15 protein-coding genes and 3 pseudogenes are annotated in these 20,388 nt (G+C 68.5%); 7 read left to right on the top strand and 11 right to left on the bottom strand.

The features are described from left to right. Positions 1 to 34 precede the first annotated feature (34 nt). The 3 genes from AWC14_RS15075 to rpmF are packed head-to-tail and all read right to left on the bottom strand — an operon-like array spanning position 35 to position 2,444. Entirely contained in the window at positions 35 to 1,525 is a 1,491-nt protein-coding gene (locus AWC14_RS15075; RefSeq protein ID WP_045381609.1) for a HAMP domain-containing sensor histidine kinase, read from the bottom strand. Continuing rightward, positions 1,525 to 2,211, bottom strand: coding sequence for a response regulator transcription factor (locus AWC14_RS15070; protein WP_057003287.1), 687 nt, complete (start codon positions 2,209 to 2,211; stop codon positions 1,525 to 1,527). Before AWC14_RS15070 ends, AWC14_RS15075 begins: the two co-directional genes overlap by 1 nt. Positions 2,212 to 2,270: 59 nt before the next feature. Further along, positions 2,271 to 2,444 (bottom strand): 50S ribosomal protein L32, encoded by a 174-nt coding sequence (gene rpmF, locus AWC14_RS15065; protein ID WP_045381612.1) that lies wholly within the window; start codon positions 2,442 to 2,444, stop codon positions 2,271 to 2,273. 199 nt (positions 2,445 to 2,643) lie between these two features. Here rpmF and AWC14_RS15060 point away from each other — a divergent pair, with 199 nt between their 5' ends. The 7 genes and pseudogenes from AWC14_RS15060 (at position 2,644) to AWC14_RS15030 (ending at position 11,670) form a co-directional block, all read left to right on the top strand. Next, positions 2,644 to 4,347: an acyclic terpene utilization AtuA family protein gene (locus tag AWC14_RS15060; protein ID WP_142281708.1), complete on the top strand. Its 1,704-nt coding sequence runs from the start codon at positions 2,644 to 2,646 to the stop codon at positions 4,345 to 4,347. Beyond that, positions 4,344 to 5,504, top strand: a complete 1,161-nt coding sequence (locus tag AWC14_RS15055) for an acyl-CoA dehydrogenase family protein (protein WP_045381615.1) — start codon at positions 4,344 to 4,346, stop codon at positions 5,502 to 5,504. The genes AWC14_RS15060 and AWC14_RS15055 overlap by 4 nt, the downstream gene beginning before the upstream one ends. After that, complete coding sequence (locus tag AWC14_RS15050) at positions 5,501 to 7,096, top strand: acyl-CoA carboxylase subunit beta (protein WP_057003281.1); 1,596 nt, start codon at positions 5,501 to 5,503, stop codon at positions 7,094 to 7,096. The genes AWC14_RS15055 and AWC14_RS15050 overlap by 4 nt, the downstream gene beginning before the upstream one ends. A 5-nt stretch (positions 7,097 to 7,101) precedes the next feature. Next, complete coding sequence (locus AWC14_RS15045; RefSeq protein WP_045381618.1) at positions 7,102 to 9,072, top strand: acetyl/propionyl/methylcrotonyl-CoA carboxylase subunit alpha; 1,971 nt, start codon at positions 7,102 to 7,104, stop codon at positions 9,070 to 9,072. Beyond that, positions 9,069 to 10,234: pseudogene (locus AWC14_RS15040) on the top strand (acyl-CoA dehydrogenase family protein). Before AWC14_RS15045 ends, AWC14_RS15040 begins: the two are co-directional and overlap by 4 nt. Beyond that, positions 10,234 to 11,025 (top strand): enoyl-CoA hydratase family protein, encoded by a 792-nt coding sequence (locus AWC14_RS15035; protein ID WP_045381624.1) that lies wholly within the window; start codon positions 10,234 to 10,236, stop codon positions 11,023 to 11,025. The pseudogene AWC14_RS15040 and the gene AWC14_RS15035 overlap by 1 nt, the downstream one beginning before the upstream one ends. Positions 11,026 to 11,070: 45 nt before the next feature. Then, entirely contained in the window at positions 11,071 to 11,670 is a 600-nt protein-coding gene (locus tag AWC14_RS15030; RefSeq protein ID WP_045381627.1) for a DUF1707 SHOCT-like domain-containing protein, read from the top strand. On the opposite strand, the gene AWC14_RS15025 is transcribed toward AWC14_RS15030, so the two are convergent. The 8 genes and pseudogenes from AWC14_RS15025 to AWC14_RS14995 all read right to left on the bottom strand — a co-directional run bounded on the left by AWC14_RS15025 (position 11,667) and on the right by AWC14_RS14995 (position 20,280). Next, complete coding sequence (locus AWC14_RS15025; protein WP_085241341.1) at positions 11,667 to 13,649, bottom strand: vWA domain-containing protein; 1,983 nt, start codon at positions 13,647 to 13,649, stop codon at positions 11,667 to 11,669. The two genes, AWC14_RS15030 and AWC14_RS15025, sit on opposite strands and share 4 nt — an antisense overlap. Further along, a complete protein-coding gene (locus tag AWC14_RS15020; RefSeq protein ID WP_045381630.1) occupies positions 13,642 to 15,027 on the bottom strand; it encodes a magnesium chelatase ATPase subunit I in 1,386 nt (461 codons plus the stop codon). The genes AWC14_RS15025 and AWC14_RS15020 overlap by 8 nt, the downstream gene beginning before the upstream one ends. 80 nt (positions 15,028 to 15,107) lie before the next feature. Beyond that, positions 15,108 to 15,284 carry an LGFP repeat-containing protein gene (locus AWC14_RS29645; protein WP_235215976.1) on the bottom strand — a complete coding sequence of 59 codons (177 nt, stop codon included), beginning with the start codon at positions 15,282 to 15,284 and terminating at the stop codon, positions 15,108 to 15,110. Between the two features lie 6 nt (positions 15,285 to 15,290). Beyond that, a pseudogene (locus AWC14_RS29640) lies at positions 15,291 to 15,380 on the bottom strand (LGFP repeat-containing protein); the annotation flags it as partial. A 485-nt stretch (positions 15,381 to 15,865) separates the two neighbouring features. Then, complete coding sequence (gene purH / locus AWC14_RS15010) at positions 15,866 to 17,437, bottom strand: bifunctional phosphoribosylaminoimidazolecarboxamide formyltransferase/IMP cyclohydrolase (protein ID WP_045381632.1); 1,572 nt, start codon at positions 17,435 to 17,437, stop codon at positions 15,866 to 15,868. Further along, positions 17,434 to 18,063, bottom strand: coding sequence for a phosphoribosylglycinamide formyltransferase (purN, locus tag AWC14_RS15005; protein ID WP_045381634.1), 630 nt, complete (start codon positions 18,061 to 18,063; stop codon positions 17,434 to 17,436). Before purN ends, purH begins: the two co-directional genes overlap by 4 nt. A gap of 12 nt (positions 18,064 to 18,075) precedes the next feature. Further along, a pseudogene (locus AWC14_RS15000) lies at positions 18,076 to 19,320 on the bottom strand (cell division protein PerM); the annotation flags it as partial. A 39-nt stretch (positions 19,321 to 19,359) separates the two neighbouring features. Then, on the bottom strand, positions 19,360 to 20,280 hold the full coding sequence (locus tag AWC14_RS14995) for a DUF5336 domain-containing protein (RefSeq protein ID WP_045381636.1): 921 nt from the start codon (positions 20,278 to 20,280) through the stop codon (positions 19,360 to 19,362). Between the last annotated feature and the right edge of the window lie 108 nt (positions 20,281 to 20,388).

The raw sequence follows: 20,388 nt of genomic DNA, 5'->3' as shown, positions 1-20,388 counted from the left end.
CGGTCGGACTCAACAGTAACTGCAACTACCTTGCCTACGTGGACTGAGAATCGACTGAGATAACGTTCGCCGATCCTCGAGAGTTTCCCCCGGTTTCGGCGGCGGGCTCCGGATGCGGAGCCACCGGCAGCGGCCGCCCGGGCAACAATACGTACACCGACGTCCCCGGTGGCTGGCCGCCCGGCACGGTGTCCTCGATGCGCAGCGCACCACCGTGTTTGAGCACCACCTGCTTGACGATCGCCAGCCCCAGGCCCGAGCCGGGCATCGCCCGCGCCGACGCCGACCGGAAGAACCGTTCGAACACTAGGTGGCGCTCGTGCGGTGGGATGCCCGGGCCGTGGTCGGAGACCACCAGCTCGGCGTGCGACGGGTCGAGCTGGGTCAATCGCACGCCGATCCGCCCGCCCGACGGACTCCACTTGGCTGCGTTGTCCAGCAGGTTCAGCACCGCCCGCGACAGGCCCGCGGCATCGCCGTAAACCTGCCACGGGATCACCTGCACGTCGAAGTCGACGTCGTTGCGACGCCGTCGCACCCGCTCCAGGCAGCGGTCGATGACCTCGCCCATGTCGACCGGCTCATGCACAATCTCGCCGACGTCGCCGCGGGTGAGATCCACCAAATCGCCGACGAGCGTGGACAATTCCTCGATCTGAGCGATCACGTCGGCACGCAGATCGACCATCTCCTGTTCCGGCAGCCGCGGCGCGCCGGGCGCCATCGACGCCATCAACAGTTCGACGTTGGTGCGCAGCGACGTCAGCGGGGTGCGCAGCTCGTGGCCGGCGTCGGTGACCAGCCGGGCCTGACGTTCCCGCGACTCGGCCAACGCGCGCAACATCAGGTTGAACGCCTCGGTGAGCCGGGCCAGTTCGTCGCTGCCGAACACCGGGATGGGGCGCAGGTCGTCGGTGCGCGCCACACGCTCAGCCGCCTCGGTGAGCTGAGCGACCGGCCGCAGCCCGGCACGAGTGACCATCCCTCCCGCCACGGCGGCCACCGCGACGCCGACCCCGCCGACGATCAACAGCACCCAGCGCAGCTTCGTCATCACCGCGTCGGTGGGAGCCAGGCTCTTGGAGATCAGCAGGGAGCTGCCGTTGGGCAGGTGAATGGCCAGCACGCGCTGGTCGACGGCGGTGCGCCGCGACATGAGCAGCTCTCCGCGGATGACCGCTTTCTCCGGCGGGCCGACCGGCAGCGCCTGGCCCGTCTGGTTGGCGGTGAACACATAGCGACCGGGGTTGACCAGCATCGCATTGACGTCCGAATAGGCCGTGCCCTCAATGGCTTTGCCCGGGTCGGCCGCCAGCGATCCGCTGGCGATCAGCAGCTGCGCCCGGCTCTGCAGCTGGTTGTCGATGTCCTTGTACAGCGCCGCGGAGATCACTGCGTACACGGCGACCGCCATGAGCACGACGACCATCGCCACCATCGACATCGCCAGCAGCATCACCCGCCACCGCAACGACAACGAGGTGGTGGTCCGCAGCGGTGCGCGTCGCCGGGCGAATCGAAGCATCAGGGAGGTGTTTCGCGGAGCACGTAACCTACCCCACGGACGGTGTGGATCAGCCGCGGCTCACCATCGGCTTCGGTCTTGCGGCGCAGATATCCGATGTATACCTCCAGCGCATTGCCCGAGGTCGGGAAGTCGAATCCCCACACCTCCTCGAGAATGCGGCTGCGGGTCAGCACGCGCCGCGGATTGGAGATCAGCATTTCCAGCAGAGCGAATTCGGTGCGGGTCAGGCTGATTTCGCGTTGCCCGCGGGTGACCTCACGGGTTACCGGGTCGAGGGTGAGGTCGGAGAACGTCAGAGGCGCCGAGTCGACGGAGTCGTCGGGCTGGGTACGGCGCAAGAGCGCGCGCAGCCGGGCCAGCAGCTCTTCGAGGGCAAACGGCTTGGGCAGGTAGTCGTCGGCGCCGGCGTCCAGGCCGGCGACCCGCTCCGAGATCGCATCGCGGGCGGTCAGCACCAGGATCGGGAGGTCGTCGCCGGTGCTGCGCAGTTGGCGGCACACTTCCAGGCCGTCCAGCCGAGGCATCATGACGTCCAGCACCAGGGCGTCGGGCCGGTCCTTGGTGATGACCTCGAGGGCTTTGACGCCGTCCTCGGCCAACGCCACCGAGTAGCCGTTGAACGACAATGACCGGCGCAGCGACTCGCGGACCGCGCGGTCGTCGTCGACGACAAGGATTCGCACGGCCACCAGTGTCATCCAGCCGGCTGAGAGCGACCTAAGAGACGCGCCGCCGGGTTGGGTTAGCGGCGGTCGAAATCAATGAGACCGAGGCGGGCCGCCTTGAGCAGCCGACGCGGCACCTTGTGCCGCTGACCGGCCACCGTCACGCCCACGAGTTCGGGCTTCTCGGCCTTCCACTGCGCGCGCCGGCTACGGGTGTTCGCGCGCGACATCCTGCGCTTGGGCACAGCCATGATCGAGCTTCTCCTTGACGAGGGTGGTTGCCGCGCAGGTACCAGCGGCGACAGGGTTGCTCTGAGGATACCCGGTGGCCAGCGGCGGTTACAAAATGGCCGCCGCGCTGACAGCATTGATGTGTGCAGGCTGGCACATCTTGACGCGCTACCGGCGGTACCCGCTAACCTACCGGTTGGTTGACGGATGGGGTTTGGGATGACATCTGCGGTTCGGATCGGGAACTGCTCGGGGTTCTACGGCGACCGGCTCTCGGCGATGCGCGAGATGCTCACCGGCGGCGAGCTGGACTACGTCACCGGCGACTACCTGGCCGAACTCACCATGCTCATCCTGGGCCGCGACAAGATGAAGCACCCCGAGCGCGGCTACGCCAAGACGTTTCTGACCCAGCTCGAGGAGTGTCTGGGCCTAGCCCACGACCGCGGTGTGCGGATCGTGGCCAACGCCGGGGGCCTGAACCCGGCGGGGCTGGCCGACGCGGTGCGGGCGCTGGCCGAGCGGCTGGGCGTCCCGGCGCGGGTGGCTCATGTCGAAGGCGACGACCTGTCGTCGCGCGCCGAGGAGCTGGGGCTCGGCAGCCCGCTGACCGCCAACGCCTACCTGGGCGCCTGGGGCATCGTGGATTGTCTCAACGCCGGCGCCGACGTCGTCGTCACCGGGCGGGTGACCGACGCGTCGGTGATCGTCGGGCCGGCGGCCGCGCACTTCGGCTGGGACCGCGCCGACTACGACCGGCTGGCCGGGGCGGTGGTCGCCGGCCACGTCATCGAATGCGGCGTGCAGGCCACCGGCGGCAACTACTCGTTCTTTGTAGAAGTTCCAGCGATCCCACAATTGCTCTACGCCGGGTTCCCCCTGGCCGAGATCCACGCCGACGGCTCGTCGGTGATCACCAAGCACCCCGGCACCGGCGGGCTGGTCAGCGTCGACACGGTCACCGCGCAACTGCTCTACGAGATCACCGGCGCCCGCTACGCCAATCCCGATGTCACCGCGCGGATGGACAGCGCCGAATTGTCTGCTGACGGCCCCGATCGGGTGCGGATCAGCGGGGTGGTCGGTGAACCGCCGCCGCCGACGTACAAGGTGTCGCTGAACAGCATCGGCGGTTTCCGCAACGCGATGACGTTCGTGCTGACCGGCTTGGACATCGAGGCTAAGGCCGAACTGGTGCGACGGCAGCTGGAGTCCAGCCTGACCGCCAAGCCCGCCGAGCTGGAGTGGACGCTGGCTCGCACCGACCACCCCAACGCCGACACCGAGGAGGCGGCCAGCGCGCTGCTGCGTTGCGTGGTCCGCGATCCCGATCCGGCCAATGTCGGCCGCCAATTCTCGTCGGCCGCAGTCGAACTCGCGTTGGCGAGCTATCCCGGCTTCACCGTCACGGCCCCGCCGGGCGAGGGCCAGGTGTACGGCGTGTTCACGCCCGGCTACGTCGACGCGGCGTCGGTGCCGCACGTCGCGGTGCACGACGACGGAACCCGGGTCGAGATCCCTTGTGCTACCGAGACTTTGGAGCTGGCACCGGCCGACACCCCGTCGTTGCCCGAGCCGTTACCGTCCGGCCCGACTCGGCGGTTGCCGCTGGGCGTGGTGGCGGGCGCGCGCAGCGGTGACAAGGGCGGTTCGGCCAACGTCGGGGTCTGGGTGCGCACCGACGAGCAGTGGCGCTGGCTGGTTCACACGTTGACCGTCGAAAAGCTGCGCGAGCTGTTGCCCGAGACCGCCGACCTGCCGGTCACCCGGCACGTGCTGCCCAACCTGCGGGCGGTGAACTTCGTCATCGAGGACATCCTGGGCCAGGGCGTGGCCTATCAGGCTCGCTTCGATCCGCAGGCCAAGGGTTTGGGCGAATGGCTGCGCAGCCGTCACGTCGACATCCCGGAAAGGTTGTTGTGACTATCTGGACCACACCGGAGCGCGATGCGCTCCGAAAGACCGTGCGCTCGTTCGCCGAACGGGAGATCCTCCCGCACGTCGACGAGTGGGAGACGCTCGGCGAGCTACCGCGCGACCTGCACCGCCGAGCCGGCGAAGCCGGTCTGCTCGGCGCCGGCTTTCCCGAAGCGGTCGGCGGCGGTGGCGGCAACGGCGCCGACGCTGTGATCATCTGCGAGGAGCTGCACGAAGCCGGTGCGCCGGGCGGCGTGTTCGCGTCGCTGTTCACCTGCGGTATCGCGGTGCCGCACATGATCGCGTCGGGCGACGAGCGGCTGATCGAGGAGTTCGTCCGGCCGACGCTGCGCGGCGAGAAGATCGGCGCGCTGGCCATCACCGAGCCGGGCGGCGGCTCCGACGTCGGGCACCTGCGCACCACGGCGGTCCGCGACGGCGACCACTACGTCGTCAACGGGGCGAAGACCTACATCACCTCGGGGGTGCGCGCCGACTACGTCGTGACCGCGGTCCGCACGGGCGGGCCTGGGGCAGCGGGTGTTTCGCTGCTGGTGGTGGAAAAAGACGGACCAGGTTGCTCACCCGGCTTACAGGTCACCCGCAAGCTGGACAAAATGGGCTGGCGGTCTTCCGACACCGCCGAGCTGTCCTACACCGACGCGCGGGTACCCGTGGCCAATCTGGTCGGCGCGGAGAACAGTGGTTTCGCCCAGATCGCTGCCGCTTTCGTGGCTGAACGGATCGGCCTTGCCGCACAGGCATATTCGAGTGCGCAGCGCTGCCTGGACCTGACAGTTCAATGGTGCCGCGACCGGGAGACGTTCGGCCGGCCGCTGATTTCGCGCCAGGCCGTGCAGAACACGCTGGCCGAAATGGCTCGCCGGATCGACGTCGCGCGAGTGTATTCCCGCCACGTCGTGGAACGTCAGCTCGCCGGCGAGACCAACCTGATCGCGCAGGTGTGCTTCGCCAAGAACACCGCGGTCGAAGCCGGCGAATGGGTGGCCCACCAAGCCGTGCAGTTGTTCGGCGGGATGGGTTATATGGCCGAGTCCGAAGTCGAGAGGCAGTACCGCGACATGCGCATCCTGGGTATCGGCGGCGGCACCACCGAAATCCTCACCTCGCTGGCCGCGAAAACCCTGGGATACCAATCATGACCGTCTTACAGAGCACGCTCGACCCTCATGCGCCCACCTACACCGAAGCGGCGGAGTCGTTGTCCACCAAGCTCGACGAGATCAACGGCGAACTGGCCAAGGCGCTGGCCGGCGGCGGCCCGAAATACGTCGAACGCCACCACGCCCGCGGCAAGCTCACCGCGCGGGAACGCATCGAGTTGCTGATCGACCCGGATTCGCCGTTCCTCGAGTTGAGCCCGCTGGCGGCGTACGGCACACCGTTCACGGTAGGCGCCAGCCTGGTCGTCGGCATCGGCGCGGTATCGGGTGTGGAGTGCATGATCGTCGCCAACGACCCGACGGTCAAAGGCGGCACCAGTAACCCGTGGACGCTGCGAAAGATCCTGCGGGCCAACCAGATCGCGTTCGAGAACCGGCTGCCGGTGATCTCCCTGGTGGAATCCGGCGGCGCGGACCTGCCCACCCAGAAGGAAATCTTCATCCCGGGCGGGCGGATGTTCCGCGACCTGACCCGGCTCTCGGCCGCCGGAATCCCCACAATTGCACTGGTGTTCGGCAACTCCACCGCGGGCGGAGCCTACATCCCCGGCATGTCGGATCACGTGGTGATGATCAAGGAGCGCTCGAAGGTCTTCCTGGCCGGCCCACCCCTGGTCAAGATGGCTACCGGCGAGGAGTCCGACGACGAATCGCTGGGCGGCGCCGAAATGCACGCCCGCATCTCGGGTTTGGCCGACTACTTCGCCGTCGACGAACTCGACGCGATCCGGATCGGGCGTCGCATCGTGGCGCGGCTGAACTGGAAGAAGCTGGGCCCGGCGCCCGGGCCGGTCACCGAGCCGCTGTTCGACCCCGGCGAGCTGATCGGCATCGTCCCGTCGGATCTGCGCATCCCCTTCGACCCCCGCGAAGTGATCGCCCGGATCGTCGACGGTTCCGAATTCGACGAATTCAAGCCGATGTACGGCTCGTCGCTGGTAACCGGCTGGGCCAGGCTGCACGGCTATCCGCTGGGGATTCTGGCCAACGCCCGCGGGGTGCTGTTCAGTGAGGAATCCCAGAAGGCCACCCAGTTCATCCAGCTGGCCAACCGCTCCGACACGCCATTGTTGTTCTTGCACAACACCACCGGCTACATGGTGGGCAAGGACTACGAAGAGGGCGGGATGATCAAGCACGGCTCGATGATGATCAACGCCGTGTCGAACTCGACGGTGCCGCACATTTCGCTGTTGATCGGCGCGTCCTACGGCGCCGGCCACTACGGGATGTGCGGGCGCGCCTACGATCCACGGTTTCTGTTCGCCTGGCCGTCGGCCAAGTCCGCGGTGATGGGCGGCGCCCAACTGGCGGGTGTGCTGTCGATCGTCAGCCGCGCCGCCGCGCAAGCCCGCGGACAGCAGGTCGACGAAGAAGCCGACGCCGCGATGCGCGCGGCCGTCGAGGGCCAGATCGAAGCCGAGTCGCTGCCGTTGGTGCTGTCCGGGATGCTCTACGACGACGGCGTTATCGACCCCCGCGACACCCGCACCGTGTTGGGAATGTGCTTGTCCGCCATCGCCAATGCCCCGATCGAGGGGACGTCGAACTTCGGCGTCTTCCGGATGTGAGTCAGATGATTACTCGAGTACTGGTAGCCAACCGCGGCGAGATCGCCCGCCGCGTTTTCGCCACCTGCCGGCGGCTGGGGCTGTCCACCGTCGCCGTCTACACCGACCCCGACGCCGCGGCACCGCACGTCGCCGAGGCCGACGCGCGGGTGCGGCTGCCCAACACCACCGACTACCTCAACATCGACGCGCTGGTCGCCGCCGCCCGCGCCTCCGGCGCCGACGCCGTCCATCCCGGCTACGGATTCCTCTCCGAGAACGCCGATTTCGCCGCCGCGGTGGCCGATGCGGGCCTGGCCTGGGTCGGCCCGCCGGTGGCGGCGGTGCGGGCGATGGGCTCCAAGATCGAGGCCAAGAAGATGATGGCCGCCGCCGGTGTTCCGGTGCTCGAGGAACTCGACCCCGAGACCGTCACGTCGGAACAGTTGCCGGTGCTGGTCAAGGCGTCGGCCGGCGGCGGCGGGCGCGGCATGCGGGTCGTCACCGAATTGTCCGCGCTGGCAGGCGAAGTCGAGGGCGCTCGACGCGAAGCGCAGTCGGCGTTCGGTGACCCGACGGTGTTCTGCGAGCGCTACCTGCCCACCGGGCACCACGTCGAGGTGCAGGTCCTCGCCGACACCCACGGCACCGTGTGGGCGGTCGGCGAACGCGAATGCTCGATCCAGCGCCGGCACCAGAAGATCATCGAGGAAGCCCCGTCGCCGCTCGTCGAGCGCACACCCGGGATGCGAGCCAAGCTGTTCGACGCCGCACGGCTGGCCGCCGCCGCGATCGGCTATGCCGGCGCGGGTACCGTGGAATTCCTCGCCGACGACGACGGCGAGTTCTACTTTCTCGAAATGAACACCCGCCTGCAGGTCGAGCACCCGGTCACCGAGGAGACGACGGGCCTCGACCTGGTCGAACTGCAGCTCGCGGTGGCCGACGGCGCCCGGCTCGACACGGAACCACCAGCGGGGCAAGGATATTCGATCGAGGCCCGCCTCTACGCCGAGGACCCGGCGAAGGGCTGGCAACCGCAAGCCGGCGCAGTACACCGCTTCGACGTGCCGAGGGTGCGCACCGAGTTCGACACGCTTGGCGCGCGAACCGGAATCCGGCTGGACTCCGGGATTGTCGACGGCTCGGTGGTGTCCATCCACTACGACCCGATGCTGGCCAAGGTCATTTCGTATGCACCGACCCGCCACGCCGCCGCGACAGTGCTCGCCGACGCGCTGAGCCGCGCCCGCATCCACGGTGTGCGCACCAACCGCGACCTGCTGGTCAACGTGCTGCGGCATCCGGCCTTCCTCGACGGCGCCACCGACACCGCGTTTTTCGACACCCACGGCTTAGCGGAGCTATCGGCGCCACTGGCCGATGCGACAGCGATCCGCCTCTCCGCTGTCGCGGCCGCGCTCGCCGACGCCGCGCACAGCCGCGCGACCGCGACCGTCTTCGCTTCCATTCCCAGCGGCTGGCGCAACCTTGCCTCGGGGTATCAGGTCAAGACGTACCTCGACGACGGCGGCAGCGAACATCGCGTCGAATACCGGTTCACCAGAGGCGGTTTGGATCTCGCCGATGGCGTGCACCTCGTCGCTGCATCCCCCGCCGAGGTCGTGCTGGCCGACGGCGACGGGGTGGCGCACAGCTTCGCCGTCGCCCGGTACGGCGACGACGTCTACGTCGACTCCCCGCACGGGCCGGTACATCTCGTGGCGTTGCCGCGCTTCCCCGAACCGGGTTCCGCCGTCGAGCAGGGTTCCCTGGTGGCACCAATGCCCGGCAACGTCATCCGCATCGGCGCCGCAGTCGGGGACGCCGTCGCCGCCGGCCAGCCGCTGGTGTGGCTGGAAGCCATGAAGATGGAACACACGATCACCGCCCCCACCGACGGTGTGCTGGCGCAACTCAACGTCAGCACCGGACAGCAGGTCGAGGTCGGCGCCATCCTGGCCCGCGTCGACGCATCAGAAGGAGATCACGCATGACCGACACCAGCTTCATTGAGAACGACGAGCGCCGGGCCCTGCGCCAGGCGGTGGCCGCAATGGCGGCCAACTACGGCCAGGACTACTACCTGGAAAAGGCCCGGGCACAGCAGCACACCGACGAATTGTGGAACGAGGCAGGCAAACTCGGCTTCTCGGAGTGAACCTGCCCGAGGAGTACGGCGGCGGCGGCGCCGGTATGTACGAGCTGTCACTGGTGATGGAAGAGATGGCCACGCACGGCTGCGCGTTATTGATGATGGTCGTCTCCCCGGCGATCAACGGCACCATCATTGCCAAGTTCGGCACCGACGAGCAGAAACAGCGCTGGCTGCCCGGCATCGCCGACGGGTCGATCACCATGGCCTTCGCGATCACCGAACCCGACGCCGGCTCCAATTCCCACAAGATCACCACCACGGCCCGCCGCGACGGCAGCGACTGGATCCTTTCCGGCCAAAAGGTTTTCATCTCCGGCGTCGACCAGGCACAGCTGGTGCTCGTGGTCGGCCGCACCGAGGAGACCAAGACCGGCAAGCTGCGTCCGGCGCTGTTCGTGGTGCCCACCGACGCGCCCGGCTTTTCCTACACCCCGATCGAGATGGAGTTGGTCAGCCCCGAACGCCAATTCCAGGTGTTCATCGACGACGTGCGGCTGCCGGCCGATGCCCTGGTGGGCTCCGAAGACGCCGCGATCGCGCAGCTGTTCGCCGGCCTGAACCCGGAGCGCATCATGGGGGCGGCCAGCGCGGTCGGCATGGGCCGGTTCGCGATCAACAAGGCCGCCGATTACGTCAAGACCCGCAAGGTCTGGGGCACGCCGATCGGTGCGCACCAGGGGCTGTCACACCCGTTGGCGCAGAACCACATTGAGATCGAACTGGCCAAGCTGATGATGCAGAAGGCCGCGACGCTCTACGACAGCGGCGACGACATGGGTGCTGCCGAGGCCGCCAACATGGCCAAATACGCCGCGGGCGAAGCATCGGCGCGTGCCGTCGACCAGGCCGTGCAGTCGTTGGGCGGCAACGGGTTGACCAAGGAATACGGCATCGCGGCGGCGTTGACGGCGTCGCGGTTGTCGCGGATCGCGCCGGTCAGCCGGGAGATGGTGCTCAACTTCGTCGCGCAAACGTCGCTGGGCCTGCCCCGGTCCTACTGATGGACAAGCTGGTTCAGTACGCCGTCGACGGACACGTCGCGCGGTTGACGCTGGATTCGCCGCACAACCGCAACGCGCTGTCGACAACGCTTGTCGAGCAACTGCATCAGGGACTGCGCGACGCGGCCGACGATCCGGCGGTGCGGGTCGTGGTGCTCGGCCACACCGGCGGCACGTTCTGTGCGGGCGCGGACCTGTCCCAAGCGTCGGGCGGCGACCCGTTCGACGTGGCCGCCGACCGGGCCCGCGAACTCAGCGCATTGCTGCGCGCGATCGTCGAGTGCCCGATGCCGGTGATCGGCGCGATCGACGGCCATGTCCGGGCGGGCGGTTTCGGCCTGGTCGGCGCGTGCGACATTGCGGTGGCCGGCCCGCGCAGCACATTCGCGCTCACGGAGGCCGGGATCGGGGTGGCGCCGGCGATCATCTCGCTGACGTTGCTGCCCAAGCTGTCCCCGCGGGCCGCGGCGCGCTACTACCTCACGGGCGAGAAATTTGACGCCAGCGAAGCCGCCGCGATCGGATTGGTCACGGTCGCCGCCGACGACGTCGAGGCCACGGTGGCGTCGCTGGTGGCCGAGCTGCGGAACGGTTCCCCGCAGGGGCTGGCCGCGTCGAAGGCCCTGACGACGGCGGCCGTTTTGGCAGGGTTCGACCGCGACGCCGAGCGGCTCAGCGTGGAGTCTGCGCAGTTGTTCGTCTCCGACGAGGCCCGCGAGGGCATGCTGGCATTCCTGCAGAAACGCCCGCCCGCGTGGGTTCGGCCGGGTAACGGCGGAGAGGCAGTTTAGCGAACTTGCCTTGCAGCAAAATCTGTTCGTCGTAGGCTCGGGGTGATGAGCAATTCAGCGCAGCGCGGCGCGCAGGACACACCGGACGCGGCGTCGCGTGCCGCCGACACCGATCGCATCCAGGTAGCGCAATTGCTCACCGACGCCGCCGCGCAAGGCCGGCTGCCGATGAAAGAGTACGAGGAGCGGCTGACCAAGGCCTACGCCGCGCAAACCTACGACGAACTGGATCGGCTGCGCTCCGACCTCCCGGACTATCCGGTCACTCCTCGCCGGGGCGCCTTCAAACCCGCCCCGTCCACTTTGCTGCTGGCCATCATGAGCGCTTTCGAACGCCGCGGCCGATGGAATGTGCCCAAGAAGTTGACGACGTTCGCGCTGTGGGGCGGCGGGGTCATCGACCTGCGCTACGCGGACTTCACCTCGCCCGAGGTGGAGATCCACGCATGCTCGATCATGGGCGGTCAGACCATCCTGCTGCCGCCCGAGGTCAACGTCGAAATCGAGGGCCATGGCGTCATGGGGGGCTTCGACCACAACGTCAACGGTGAAGGGACGCCCGGCGCACCGAAGGTGAAGATCCGCGGCTTCTCGCTCTGGGGCGGCGTGGGCATCAAGCGCAAGAACCGCAAGCCGCAGCGTTAACGACGGCGTCGCGAGCGCAGATAGTCGCCCACTACCGCCGCGCCCAAGCCATCGAGATCGGGCACCACGACGCGACCCTCGACCCGTCGCGCGACCTGGTCGATGAACCGCGCCAGGCCTGGGTCGCTGCCCAACCGGAAGATCGTGACTTGCGCGCCCAGGCGCGCCATGTTGTCGAACCCGCGCACGGTGTGGGCGATGGTCCGCGGATGCGGCGGATAGTCGAAAAATACTGTGGTGCCGTCGCCGTCGAAATCTTCCAGGTGCGCGGTCGGCTCACCGTCGGTGACCACCAGCACAACCGGCTGCGCGTTGGGGTGCCGCCGCAAATGCCGGCCGGCCAACGCCAGCGCATGATGCAGGTTGGTGCCCTGCTCGTAAACGCCTTCCAGTCCCATCAGCTCGGCAGGGGTCATCGTCCGCGCGTAACGGCCAAAAGCGATGATCTGCAATGCATCCGAACGGAATCGCGTGCTGACCAAATGGTTGAGCGCCAGCGCCGTTCGCTCCATCGGCAGCCAGCGGTTCTCCATCACCATGGAAAACGAGGTATCCACGAGTAGGGCCACCGCGGCCTGGGTGCGGGTCTCGGTTTCGGAGACCTCGACGTCGTCGACGGTGATCCGGATGGGGCCGTCGATGGTTCCGGTGCCGGCCTCCCGCAGCACCGCGTTGGTGAGTGTGCGGGTGACGTTCCACGGCTCGGTGTCTCCGAACTGCCAGGGCCGCGTCGCACCGGTCAGCTCGCCGGCAGCTCCGGCGCGACGGTGGTCGCGCTCACCGCGACGCCCGGAAAGCTGTTGCGCCACATCGCGTAACGCGGTCTCGCCGAGCCGTCGCATGGCTTTGGGCGACAGCCGCCATTGGCCGTCGGAACTGCGGTCCAGAAATCCCTGGTTGAGCAGTGCGCGTTCGAGCTCCGCCAAAGTTTGGGCGTCGATCGCCGCCTGGTCGCCGAGCTGGCGGGCCAGCGCGTCGAGGTCGACGTCGTCCATGGTCGCGCCCGGATAGCTCTGCGACAGCTGCTCGGCCAGCTGCTCGAGTTCGGCGATGTCGGCCAGCGCCTGCGCGCCCTCCCCCATGCCCAACGGGTTGTCTCCGGAGAACTCCGACGACCCGGTCCAGTCCTCGCCCGGACGCAGCATTTGCAGGTTGGCGTCCAGCCGGCTCAATGCCTGCTGCAACGCGGGAGACCCAAATGCCTGCTGCGCCAATGCCTCCAGCTCGGCCCGCTGGTCGGGGCTCAGGCTGTTGAGGAAGCGCTGGGCGGCCGCCGCGCGCTTTGCCAGCGAGTCGATCAGCTCTTCGACGTTGCGCGGGTTCTCCGGGAAGAACTCGCCGTGCTTGTCCATGAAGTTCTGAAAGTCCTGCTGGGTGTCTTCGCCGCGGGCGTGCTTGTCCAACAGATCGTTGAGGTCGTCGAGCATCTCGCCGACGCGCTGACGGTCCTCGTCGGTGGCGCCCTCCAACGCCTGCTTCATCCCGGCGAAACGCTGGTCCAGCATCTCTCGGCCGAGCAAATCCTTGATCTGCTCGTACTTTTCGCGGGCCTCACCGCTGCGCCAGTTGTACTCGGACAGCTCCTGGATGGCCTTGGCCGGCGACGGCGACAGCGCATCGAGTTGCAGCTCTCCGAAGCGCGCGTCGTCGTCGAGGGCGCGGGCCAGTTCCCTGCGCTCGGCGAGCACCGCCTCGTCGAGCAGCTTCTTGATCTCCTGCAGCGTACCGTCTAAGTTGTTGCGGCGCAGCAACTCCCGTCGCCGTCGGTTGGCCTCGGCGGCCAGCCGGTCAGCGCCGCGCATGTTCTTGGTGCCGCGTCGCAGCAGCTCCGAGAGAGCCCTGCGCGGCGAGGTGCCCGCCATGACGTCCTGGCCGATTTGCTCGAGCGCCTCGCGCAGATCCACCGGCGGGGCCAGCGGGTCGGGCCCGCCGGTGTACGCCGAATAGCGCGATGAGTGCCCTCTAACAGAATTAGCCATAGACGGTTTCGCCCTCCCCGGACACCTTGTCGATGCGCTTGGCCAAATACAGTGCCTCCAGCGCCAATTCGAGCGCCGCGGCCCGTTCACCTTCGGATTCGGCGCCAAGCCGTTTGGCCACCGCATCGATGACCGGCAGATCCGGCAGCGCGGCCAGCACGTCCTTGGCCGACACCCGCTCGCCCGTCGTCACCGCGGAACCACCCTCGACCGCGGCCACCAGCGAGCCGACATCAAGGCCACCAAGCACGTTGGATGCGGTGTCGGCGGTGGCGCGGCGCAGCAGGTGCTCCAGCACGGCCTGTTCGCGGCCTTCTTCGCCGGACTCGAATTCCAGCTTGCCGCGCAGCACGTCGATCACCGTGCCCAGATCGACCACCCGGGCCACCGGATCCGTCTCGCCGAGTATCGCGCCGCGATGCCGGGCCGAGGCCGCCACCGTTTCGGCCGCCGCGATCGCAAAGCGCGCCGACACCCCGGAGCGCTGATCCACCGAATGCGACTCGCGCAGATAGCGAGCGAACCGGGCGATGACCTGGATGAGGTGGGCCGGCACCTGCGCGCTCAGGTGTGCCTCCTGCAGGATGACGCCGACCTCGTCGTCGAGCTCCAGCGGGTAGTGGGTGCGGATCTCGGCGCCGAACCGGTCCTTGAGCGGCGTGATGATCCGGCCGCGGTTGGTGTAGTCCTCGGGGTTGGCGCTGGCCACCACCAGCACGTCCAACGGCAGGCGCAGCGTGTAGCCGCGGACCTGAATGTCGCGCTCCTCCATCACGTTGAGCATCGAAACCTGGATGCGTTCGGCCAGGTCGGGCAGCTCGTTGACCGCCACAATGCCGCGGTGTGCCCGCGGGATCAGCCCATAGGCGATGGTCTCCGGGTCGCCCAGGCTGCGGCCTTCGGCCACTTTGATCGGGTCGATGTCGCCGACCAGGTCCGCGACGCTGGTGTCCGGGGTGGCCAGCTTCTCGGTGTAGCGCTCGCTGCGGTGCTTCCAGGCGACGGGCAGGTCGTCGCCAAGATCGGCGGCCCGCCGGATCGACTCGGGAGTGATCGGCGAGTAGGGGTGTTCGCCGAGCTCCGCCCCGGCGATCACCGGCGTCCACTCGTCGAGCAAGCCGACCAGCGCCCGCAGCAGCCGGGTCTTGCCCTGACCGCGCTCGCCGAGCAGAACGACGTCGTGACCGGCGATCAGCGCCCGTTCCAGCTGCGGGATCACGGTGTCGTCGAAGCCCAGGATCCCCGGCCAGATATCGTCGCCTTCGGCCAGCGCGGTCAGCAGGTTTTCCCGGATTTCTTGTTTAACTCCCCGCTCGCGGTGCCCGGCGGCGCGCAGTTCGCCGACGGTACGGGGCAGATGATTCGGTGCGGTCACCACTCCACGCTACGACTGCTTCGCACATGCACAAGCGAAGGGCGGGCTATCGGTGCCGATTGCCCGCCCTTCGCGCCGTGGGCCTACTGCTCGACGACAGTGGCCTGCTCGTCACCCGGCTTCCAGGTGATGGTGCCGTGCTCGAACGTCGACTTCTTGCCGCCGTCGGGGGTGTCCACCTCGTCGCTGGTCGGGTAGCCGAGCTTGCCCTGCGAACCGCCCAGCTCGTTCCACTTGTCGCGGATCTTGCCCCACACCACATACGACGCCGTCTTGTGGACAATGACGCCGCCGTCGAACTGCTGGAAGACGCCGCCGTCGGGGTTCTTCTGCTCGTTGCCCGTCGGCGCTCCCAGAGATCTTTGCGGTCCTTCTCGGAAAGGGACTCGTACTTGGCGAGAATCGGCCCCTCGACCGTGTATTCGGTGCCGTTAGCGCCGGCGATTTGCGTAGAACTCGGGGCGGCACTCTCGGCCGTGGTAGATGGAGCCGCGGCAGCCGACGACGACACCGACGGCGTCGCCGAACTCGTAGTTTCGCCCATCTTTTCCTTCTTCTCGGCACATCCAGCGCCCATCAACGCGCTACTGCAATCGCCGCGGAAATTGCCGCCGTTCGTTTCGTTATCGCGCGCATCTCGTTCCTCTCGATTGGAAGGGCCCGCCATCTACGCGCCCAAGCGCGGATGCTAGTCGGGATCGGCGGCGGCCTGGAAGAGATTCGGGCGAGGCCCAGCGAACCGCCGTCGTTTGCTCACACGGCGGCCAGCCCCTCGTCGAGTGTGGACATAAACCACGCCGATCCCGATCTCGCGTGGCACAGTCACACACTCGGCGCCGCTTTAGTGCGCGAAATGGCGTGCGCCGGTCAGATACAGCGTCACGCCCGCCTTGTCGGCCGCCGCCGTCACTTCGTCGTCGCGCACCGAGCCGCCGGGATGCACGATCGCGGTCACACCCGCCGCGGCCAGCGTCTCCAAACCGTCCGGGAACGGGAAGAAGGCGTCGGAGGCCGCGACCGCGCCGCGCACCCGATCTCCGCCGCGTTCGACGGCCAGCCGTGCGGCGTCGACACGGTTGACCTGGCCCATGCCGACCCCGACCGTCGCGCCGTCGGCAGCGATCACGATCGCGTTGGACTTGACCGCACGGCAGGTGCGCCACGCAAACACCAAGTCCGCCAACGTTTCCGGTGCGGCCGGCGATCCGGCGGCAAGCGTCCAGTTGGCCGGGTTGTCCCCCGCTGCGTCGAGCCGATCACGCTGCTGCATCAACAGCCCGCCGCTGACCTGCCGCAGCTCGGTGCCCCCGGGCTGCGGCTCGGACGCCACCAGCACCCGGATGTTCTTCTTGCGCGCCAACACGTCGAGGGCACCGGGCTCGTATGCCGGCGCGACGATCACCTCGGTGAAGATCGTGCTGACGTACTCCGCCATCTCGACGCTGACCTCGGTGTTGGCAGCGATCACTCCGCCGAACGCGCTCAGCGGGTCGCACTCGTGGGCTTTGCGATGCGCGTCGGCCACCGAGACGTTCGACACCGCGATGCCACACGGGTTGGCGTGCTTGATGATCGCCACGCAGGTCTCTTCGTGGTCGAACGCCGCGCGCCAGGCCGCATCGGCGTCGGTGAAGTTGTTGTAGGACATCTCTTTTCCGTGCAGCTGCTCGGCCTGAGCCAGCCCCGGCCAGGCGGCGGGATCGCTGTACAGCGCAGCCTGCTGGTGCGGGTTCTCGCCGTAGCGCAGCAACGCCGAGCGCCGCCACGAGCCGGCGAACCACTCCGGAAACGCGATCGCCGGCTGCTCGGGCGCCAGTGTCGACTCCATCCAGGCCGCGACCGCGATGTCGTACTCGGCGGTGTGCCGAAACGCCAACGACGCTAATCGCTTCCGCTCCGGGAGGGTGAATCCGCCGGCACGCACCGCGGCCAGCACGCCGTCATAGCCGCGCGGGTCGACCACCACCGCCACGCTTGGATGGTTCTTGGCCGCGGCGCGCACCATCGAGGGCCCGCCGATGTCGATCTGCTCGACGCACTCGTCCACGCCCGCGCCGGAGGCCACGGTTTCGCTGAACGGATACAAGTTGACCACCACCAGCTCGAACGCGGCGATGCCGAGCTGTTCGAGGGCCCCGGCGTGTTCGGGCTTGCGCAGGTCGGCCAGCAGTCCGGCGTGCACATGCGGGTGCAGGGTCTTGACGCGGCCGTCCAGCACCTCGGGAAACCCGGTCACCTCCTCTACCGGAGTGACTGGGATGCCTTTGCCAGCAATGGTTTTCGCGGTCGACCCGGTCGAGACGATGTCGACGCCGGCCGCGTGTAGACCTTCGGCGAGTTCCACCAGTCCGGACTTGTCGTAGACGCTGATCAACGCGCGGCGGATCGGCCGTCTCCCGTCGTTAGTGCTCATCCGATAACCGCCTTTCGTCCCGTCCACGTCACGCCGCCGGTTACCACCGCGGCCACCACGTCCACCAACAGCCGTCGCTCCACGACCTTGATCCGCTCATGCAGGGTCGCTTCGTCGTCGTCGTCGAGCACCGGAACCGGCTGCTGCGCCAGGATCGGCCCGGTGTCGGTGCCGGCGTCCACCAGGTGCACCGTAGCGCCGGTGACTTTGACGCCGTAGGCCAGCGCGTCGGCCACCCCGCGCGCGCCGGGGAATGCCGGCAGCAGCGTCGGGTGAGAGTTGACGATGCGCCCGGAGAAGCGCGAGAGAAATTGCGGCCCAAGGATTTTCATGAACCCCGCGGAGACGATCAGGTCGGGCGAATGCGCTGCGGTGGCCTCGGTCAGCGCGGCGTCCCAGGCGTCGCGGCCGGGGTAGTCGCGCAGCCGGGCGGTAAACGTCGGCAACGACGCGGCCGCGGCGATCTCGGCGGCGCGGCAGTCCCGGTCCACGCCGACGGCAACCACACGAGCCGGGTAGTCGCCGACGGCGGCGTCCAGCAGTGAGGCGAGCAGCGAACCCGTTCCCGACGCCAGCACCACCAGTCGTGCGGGCGCGCTCGGGGGCACATGGAGCGGTTGCTGCACAGGGCGAGCCTAATCGCCCTCTGCCGGCGGCTCGTCGGCGTCGGTCGGCGTGGCGGGCGCCTCCTCGGCGGACTCGTCGACGGCCGGCTCGGGTTCGACGACCGGCACCGGTTTGGGCCGGCGGCTGATCCCGCCGGCCATCGCCACCGTGATCGCACCGACGCCGGCGAACCACAGAAACACCGCGATTCCGAAGGTGTCCTGGTCGACGCCGACCCGGCCGAAATTGCCCAGCTGCCCGCCGCCGGCGTAGCCCAGCAACATCATCGTCAGCGCCGCCAGGACCGCCGCCACCAGCAGCTTGGCGGTCGCCGCACCCAACGGCAGCGGCCGCCGCGCGCACTGCTGCCCGACCGCCACACCTGAGGATGCGCCGACGATCAGCAGCGCCACCCACACCGGGCCCAGCGGCGGGCTGGGTGCGGCGGCCAGCACGGGAAGCGCCGGAATGTCGCCACCGAACACCGTGAACGAGCTGAACGTCGCAAAGCCCAGATGGGCGCTGGAGCCCACGGCGACCGCGGCCGTTCCGACGATGATGTTGGGCACGTACAACACCGAGAGCACGGTCAGGCTGAACTGGCCGAAGATCGAATCGGTGATCGCGTAGAGGTCGTGCATGGTGCCCCAATGCACGACCAGTGAGCCGGCCGCCACCACACCCGAAAGGCCGAGCAGCGCCAAGACGCCCGCGGTCGCGGCCCGCAGTGAATCGCCGAGCCAGTCGGGCAGCGGTGACGCGGCCAACGCGCGGCGGCCGGCCCGAGAGCCCACGCCGATCGCGGCGCCGATCCCATGCACCACCAGCACGCTGAGGAACGCCCGCAGCGCGCTGGGCGTCTGCAACTCGGTGATCACCGACGCGGCGTCGTGGATGACTGCCAGCGAGATCGCGGCGATCAGCAGCGGCCCGCCCAGCGCGGAGGCCACCACCCAGCGGATCACGAACCAGGACGCGGTGGCGGCGGTGGCCTGCGCCGTGGTGCGCGCGGTTCCCCACACCATCAACAGCACGGGCAGCAGCGGCATCACGCCCAGCTCACGGCCGCCGATCGAGATCGGCACCTGATGCACGCCGAGCCACATGCTGGCGATGGCGCCCAACGCACCGGTCATGTCGCTGTTGGCGATCAGCAACTGCAGCAGCGTCACTGCGGCGATGATGACCAGCGCCACCACCGCCGGCCCGAAAGCCACCCTCAGCAGGTCTCGGGCCTGACGCGCACCCGGCACGCGGCGATCGTCCACCCGCGTCACGCTTCGCGCACGTTGACGACTAGGCGCGGGAGCGCCCGGTTAGGACTGTGACTGACCCGAGGAGGGCGACTGCGGCTGCTGGCCCTGGCCATAGGACGGCTGAGCCTGCCCGCCGTGGTTGGCGGAGTTGCCCTGGCCCGCGCCCTGGCTGCCCGAACCGCCCGACTGCGGCTGGCCGAAGCTGGGGAAACCGGTGGGCGGGGTGGGCGGACCCTGCTGCGAGCCCTGCTGCCCACCTTGTTGCGGTCCGGACTGGGAGGCCTGCTGCTGCGGCCCGGTCTGCTGGCCGACCGTGCTGAAGCCGCCGGTCGACGGCGACGACGGGTAGCCGCCGTACTGCGAGCCGTAGCCGGAGTGCTGGGGGGACGGCTGCGGGCTGTGCTGCTGGTAGGGACCCTGCTGGCCGTAGTAGCCGCCGGGCTGGCCGCCGTATTGCCCGTAGTGCCCGAACTGGTCGTATTTGGGCCGCGGCGCCGGCGGGGTGATGACGCCGGCGTCCAGCAACAGCGCGGCAACCGCCGCACTGGCCTGCAGCACGGCGCAGGCCAGCACGATCCACAGGGCCCAGCCGATCGAGAAGCCGCTCGGCTTGCCGAGGGCCTCCTTGATCACCGTCAGCAACCCGAACACCGCGATCGCGGCGACCACTGCCGAGTAGTTTTTGGCCTTCGGCAGCAGGCCGACCGCGGCCAGCAGCCCGGCCAGCAGCGCGCCGATCACGCCGATGCCGACGTCGCCGCCGGTGATGTCGCCGACCGGGCCCACGTCGGAGCTGACGGTGTACATCGGGCCGAAGCTCGCCAGGTAGCTCGCCAGACCGAGCGCCACCACCGCGATGGTCAGGTAGAGGCCCAAATTGCTTGCGCCCTCTTCGGATTTCGCGAACGACGGCGTGGACGCTCCATACGAGCCTTGCGATTGCGCGGGCGGATATCCGGGGCTGCCGGGCGAGTAGGTCATGACTTCTCCTGTGCTTCGGTTGCCGTTGCTGTACTCCCAGGCGCCGCTCCCGCGACGCTACGTCGGACCGCTCGATGAACGCCATAGCGGCGAGCACGGCGCTGCGAC

This window comes from Mycobacterium kyorinense (assembly GCF_002101735.1).
Lineage (GTDB): Bacteria > Actinomycetota > Actinomycetes > Mycobacteriales > Mycobacteriaceae > Mycobacterium > Mycobacterium kyorinense.
This window is presented reverse-complemented; position numbering and strand designations above follow the sequence as displayed.

What these genes read in the sequence shown, in the direction of transcription:
- AWC14_RS15025 (WP_085241341.1), bottom strand. Translation starts at nt 13,649, where the DNA reads ATGGCTAATTCTGTTAGAGGGCACTCATCGCGCTATTCGGCGTACACC.
- AWC14_RS15030 (WP_045381627.1), top strand. Translation starts at nt 11,071, where the DNA reads ATGAGCAATTCAGCGCAGCGCGGCGCGCAGGACACACCGGACGCGGCG.
- AWC14_RS15045 (WP_045381618.1), top strand. Translation starts at nt 7,102, where the DNA reads ATGATTACTCGAGTACTGGTAGCCAACCGCGGCGAGATCGCCCGCCGC.
- AWC14_RS15060 (WP_142281708.1), top strand. Translation starts at nt 2,644, where the DNA reads ATGACATCTGCGGTTCGGATCGGGAACTGCTCGGGGTTCTACGGCGAC.
- AWC14_RS15050 (WP_057003281.1), top strand. Translation starts at nt 5,501, where the DNA reads ATGACCGTCTTACAGAGCACGCTCGACCCTCATGCGCCCACCTACACC.
- AWC14_RS15035 (WP_045381624.1), top strand. Translation starts at nt 10,234, where the DNA reads ATGGACAAGCTGGTTCAGTACGCCGTCGACGGACACGTCGCGCGGTTG.
- AWC14_RS14995 (WP_045381636.1), bottom strand. Translation starts at nt 20,280, where the DNA reads ATGACCTACTCGCCCGGCAGCCCCGGATATCCGCCCGCGCAATCGCAA.
- AWC14_RS15075 (WP_045381609.1), bottom strand. Translation starts at nt 1,525, where the DNA reads ATGCTTCGATTCGCCCGGCGACGCGCACCGCTGCGGACCACCACCTCG.
- purH (WP_045381632.1), bottom strand. Translation starts at nt 17,437, where the DNA reads ATGAGCACTAACGACGGGAGACGGCCGATCCGCCGCGCGTTGATCAGC.
- rpmF (WP_045381612.1), bottom strand. Translation starts at nt 2,444, where the DNA reads ATGGCTGTGCCCAAGCGCAGGATGTCGCGCGCGAACACCCGTAGCCGG.